Below are 4,904 nucleotides of genomic sequence, written 5' to 3' on the forward strand. Positions count from 1 at the left end.
GCCCGGAAGGGCCTTCTGCCGCCACAATTCTCGATTTGCGCCCGGTCGATCGACTGAAGTCATTCGACCTCGCGGGGGTAGTCCAGCCTTCTACCGCAAAAATGGAGTTTCCACACAGCCTCGGTCGAACGCCGCTCTTCGTGCCGATGAGCGACCCATCGCCCTAGCGCAAAGCAGCCAAGCATTCGTCACGAGACATGCGTCGCTGCGTCCTCCCTTATAATCCGGCATGCCTTTACCCATCTTCCACGCACTTCGGCTGCGCCCACACGTTCCGGCTGCGCGCTTCGTCGGCTTATTGGTCCCACATCCCTCAGCGGGCAATTCACCCTCCACGCCTCTGGAATCGATATTCCACGGGCCGCAGCCGGCGATCGTATGAAAATACCCAAGCGACTAGCACCCCTCCTCGAAGAAGGGCTCATCGACGAAGTCATCGGCCAGTTGATGAGCGGTAAGGAGGCGACCGTCTACGTCGTGCGCAGTGGCGAATCGACGCGTTGCGCGAAGGTCTACAAAGACGCCAAGCAGCGCAGCTTTCGCCAAGCCGCGTCATACAGGGACGGTCGCAAGGTCAAGAACAGCCGGCAGGCGCGAGCCATGGAAAAAGGCACGCGCTACGGCCGTCAGATGCAGGAGGCGTCGTGGCAGAACGCCGAAGTCGACGCGCTGTTTCGTCTCGCCGGCGCGGGTGTCCGCGTTCCCCAGCCTTACATCTGTACCGACGGCGTATTGCTGATGGAGTTGGTGATCGACGAGGCGGGTGACGTGGCGCCGCGGCTCAACGACGTCGATATGACCGAAACCCGCGCCCTCGAACTGCACGCGTTCTTGCTGAATCAAGTTGTCCGCATGCTCTGCGCGGGGATGATTCACGGCGACCTGTCGGAATACAACATCCTGCTGGCGGCGGACGGTCCGGTGATTATCGATCTGCCGCAGGCCGTTGACGCGGCCAGCAACAACGAAGCCGCCTCGATGCTCAAGCGCGATGTCGACAACCTGGCTGCATACTTCGGGCGGTTCGCACCGCAATTGCTCACCACGAGTTACGGCACGGAAATCTGGACGCTTTTCGAAGCAGGGCGGCTGCATGTGCATGCCGAATTGACGGGGCACGTCGATACCGACACCGGCCCCGTGGACCTCGAAGCGGTCCTGCGTGAACTAGAAGAAACACGCCTCGAGGAAGCCGCGCGAGTGCGGCGACAGCAAGAAACGAGCGGCGCCTAAACAGTGCGGTAACCCCAGAAAAGAGATAGCCGGTACGTCGCTCGGCTATCATGCCTATCCTCTCCGAAGTCCTTCCTTATGATTTCCGTCCGTAATGTCACGCTGCGTCGCGGCGTCAATGTCGTGCTCGACCGCGCGTCCGTTACCTTCGCCCCCGGCGAAAAGATCGGCCTCGTCGGCCGCAACGGCGCAGGCAAGTCGTCCTTTTTCGGCCTTCTCAACGGCACGCTGCACGAAGACAGCGGCGAGTTCTCGATTCCCGCGGGATGGAAGATGGGCCAGGTCGCACAGGACATGCCGGAAACCGAGCAGAGCGCGACCGACTTCGTCATCGAGGGCGATACCGTCCTTTTGGCCGCGCAGGCGGAAGTTGCCGCCTCCGAAGCTAGCGACGACGGCATGCGGATGGCGCACGCCTACATGGCCCTGCACGACGCCGGTGCGCACGATGCCCCCGCCCGTGCCCAAGCGCTGATTCTGGGCCTTGGCTTCAGCGCGGCGCAGCTTATCCAGCCGGTCAACAGTTTTTCCGGCGGCTGGCGCATGCGACTGCAATTGGCGCGCGCGCTCATGTGTCCGTCCGACTTGTTGTTGCTCGACGAGCCCACGAATCACCTCGACCTCGACGCACTGGTTTGGCTGGAAGCGTGGCTCAAGCGCTATCAAGGAACGTTGGTGGTGATTAGCCACGATCGCGAGTTTCTCGACGCGGTGACGCAGGTGACGGTGCACGTCGACAACGCCAAGCTCGTGCGTTATGGCGGCAACTACAGCAAGTTCGAAGAGATGCGCGCGGAGCAACTCGTGTTGCAGCAGGCAGCATTGGCCAAGCAGGCCGAAAAAATCGCTCATCTGCAAAAATTCATCGACCGCTTCAAGGCAAAGGCCTCGAAGGCGAAGCAGGCGCAAAGCCGGGTCAAGGCGCTCGAACGCATGGAGAAGATCGCGCCGGTGCTTGCCGACGCGGAGTTCACCTTCGAGTTCAAGGAGCCGCTCAACGTCCCGAATCCGCTGTTGTCGATGCTCGACACGAGCTTCGGCTACCCGGCGCCGGCCGATGCATTGCCGGGCACGCCGCCCACGGTCATCGTCCGAAGCGTGAACCGGTCGGTGCTGGCCGGGCAGCGCATCGGCATCCTCGGCGCAAACGGCCAAGGCAAGTCCACGCTCGTGAAGACCGTGGCGCACGCGCTCGCGCCGATTGCCGGCGAAATCAGCGAAGGCAAGGGCCTGAACATCGGTTACTTCGCCCAGCAGGAACTCGACGTGCTGCGTCCTCTTCAGACGCCGATGGAGCACATGATCCGCCTTGCCAAGGACACGCCGGCGCACATGCGCGCGCCGGGCCAGAGCGGAACCGAGCAATCCCTTCGCACGTTCCTAGGTACCTTCAACTTCAGCGGCGACACGGTCCATCAGGCGGTCGGCACGATGAGCGGCGGTGAAAAGGCGCGGCTCGTGTTGTGCATGATCGTATGGCAGCGCCCCAATTTGCTGCTGCTCGATGAGCCAACCAACCACCTCGATTTGGCCACGCGCGAAGCGCTAGGCATGGCACTCAACGAATTCGAAGGCACCGTGATGCTGGTGAGTCACGACCGGTCTTTGCTGCGCGCGGTATGCGACGAGTTTTGGCTCGTCACCAAGGGTGGCGTCGAGCCCTTCGACGGCGATCTGGACGATTATCAGCAGTTTCTGCGCGACGAAGCTCGTCGCATGCGCGAGCAAGCGGCCGCGGAGCAGAAAGCCGTCGCTTGAGTCGTAACGCCCTGGCAGTTCCGGTTTCGGTGCTGCCAGCGCGACGTACAGGCGAAAGCGGAAAGGAAGCGCTGCGTTAAGTTTCTCAGGCTTTCGGCGCTTGAACGGCTCGTGCAATGTCGGATAGTCGCGTTTTCGCTAGACGCCGCAGCAAAGCCTCTTCGGCCGAGCCCAGTGCGTCGTCGAGGAATCCGTTGATCGCACGCTCCACGGGACAGGCCGGATTGTCATCCGCCGGACCGATCGCGAACGGGCTTTTACGCGCTATCGCTGCGTATATGTCACGCACGGTGAGATCGCTCAATTTGCACGAGAGGACCCAACCGCCCCCTGGTCCGGTAATCGACTCGACGTAACCTGCTTCACGCAGGGAGGCCATCGTGCGTCGAACGAGCGAAGGCTGTGTGTGCAACATTTTCGCGATCGTCTCGGACGTGGTCGTGCCGCCGCGCAAATGCATGTGAACGAGTATGTGAAGAATCCGAGCCAGCCGTGTATCCGGTTGCATATGTTTCGAAGCGAACCTAATCGTGACATTTGATGTTACGATTTAATCCGACTTGGCGCAACCGGCGGAGGGCGATCGTGTACGAATTCAGTCAGTTCTTTATCGAAACCAATGGCATACGGCTTAACGTGGCCGCTCAGGGGGCGGGCCCGCTGGTCTTGCTTCTTCATGGGTTTCCTGAGACGTCGTACGCTTGGCGGTACCAACTGGCGGCTTTGTCGAATGCGGGATTTCGCGCCGTTGCACCGGATCTGCGGGGCTTCGGGCGCAGCGATTGTCCGATTGAATCCGGGCGCTACACGACGCTCGACATCCTGGGGGACCTCATCGGGCTCATGGACGCGCTCGAAGAACGAAGCGCTGTCGTGATGGGAAATGACTGGGGTGCGGCTATTGCATGGCAGGCCGCGCTGCTGCGCCCCGACCGCTTTCGGGCTGTCGTCGCACTCGGGGTTCCGATGATGGACCGAGCCCCGGTGCTGCCCAGCCGTTTATTTCCGATGACGGAGCAAGCCTGGCTTTATACGCACTATTTTTCGCAGCCGGGGCAGGCCGAGCGTGAGTTCGAGCGGGACGTCGGTGCGACGCTTCGCAAGCTGTATTTCTGGGCATCGGGGGATGCCGGCCAACGCGACCAGAAAACCCCCAACCCTTTCGGCATGGTGCCGCGGCAAGCGGGACTGCTCGATGTTTTGCCTGAACCTGTATCCCTACCGAGTTGGCTCGACGAAGCCCAGTTCGACATCTTTGTGAGCGCTTTCGAAACGTCGGGGTTTCACGGCGGGCTGAACTATTACCGCCAACTCGACCGGAACTGGGAACTGCAAGCCGCCTTCAATGGGCTGCTAGTTCAGACTCCCGCCCTTTATCTAGTCGGAGAACACGACACGGGGCTAGCGATTCCAGGCATGCATGAAATCATCGGCGCTATGCCGAGGCTCGTGCCGAACTTGCGAGATTCGCAAGTTATCGAGCGAGCGGGTCATTGGCTCCAACAAGAGGCGCCGGATCGCGTCAATGCTGCCGTGATCGAGTTTCTGCGGGGCCTATAGGGGCTTCAGTGGAGCGAGGACTTTCGTTGGCGAAGGATGAATGACGGATTGAGCACCGTACTCATCGGCAGATCTAACGGCGCGAGAGCGGGTTGTTCTGAAACGTTCTTTTGCGCTACCATCGCCCTGGCTGCGAAAAATGGGGGAGACGAGGTATCTGGAGCGGCCCCCTGAAAGTCCGGACACAGTCTCCCACTTACAATAGCGGGTAGGCATACGACTGTGTTTTTGACTAACACCAATCAAGAAGTGATGGATGTATTGACGGGACCCGAGCGCCGGCGGCGGTGGTCGGTAGAAGAGAAAGTGGCGATGGTCAGGGAGAGCCTCGAGCCGGGCAAGACGGTCTCGAT

At 61.0% G+C, this 4,904-nt stretch carries 5 protein-coding genes; 4 read left to right on the plus strand and 1 reads right to left on the minus strand.

Going from position 1 to position 4,904, the window contains the following annotated elements:
- Positions 1 to 378: 378 nt before the first annotated feature.
- Entirely contained in the window at positions 379 to 1,233 is an 855-nt protein-coding gene (locus tag C0Z18_RS32195; protein ID WP_102649514.1) for a PA4780 family RIO1-like protein kinase, read from the plus strand.
- A gap of 78 nt (positions 1,234 to 1,311) precedes the next feature.
- Positions 1,312 to 2,991, plus strand: coding sequence for an ABC-F family ATP-binding cassette domain-containing protein (locus C0Z18_RS32200; protein ID WP_102649515.1), 1,680 nt, complete (start codon positions 1,312 to 1,314; stop codon positions 2,989 to 2,991).
- A gap of 85 nt (positions 2,992 to 3,076) precedes the next feature.
- Here C0Z18_RS32200 and C0Z18_RS32205 read toward each other — a convergent pair whose 3' ends face one another.
- A complete protein-coding gene (locus tag C0Z18_RS32205; RefSeq protein ID WP_102649516.1) occupies positions 3,077 to 3,499 on the minus strand; it encodes an Rrf2 family transcriptional regulator in 423 nt (140 codons plus the stop codon).
- A gap of 77 nt (positions 3,500 to 3,576) precedes the next feature.
- On the opposite strand from C0Z18_RS32205, the gene C0Z18_RS32210 reads away from it, so the two are divergent.
- A complete protein-coding gene (locus tag C0Z18_RS32210; protein ID WP_233217587.1) occupies positions 3,577 to 4,551 on the plus strand; it encodes an alpha/beta fold hydrolase in 975 nt (324 codons plus the stop codon).
- Positions 4,552 to 4,803: 252 nt separating this feature from the next.
- On the plus strand, positions 4,804 to 4,904 hold a 101-nt coding region (locus C0Z18_RS32215; protein ID WP_146014163.1), incomplete at its 3' end, for a transposase.

It is taken from the genome of Trinickia dabaoshanensis, from assembly GCF_002879885.1.
Taxonomy (GTDB): Bacteria; Pseudomonadota; Gammaproteobacteria; order Burkholderiales; family Burkholderiaceae; genus Trinickia; species Trinickia dabaoshanensis.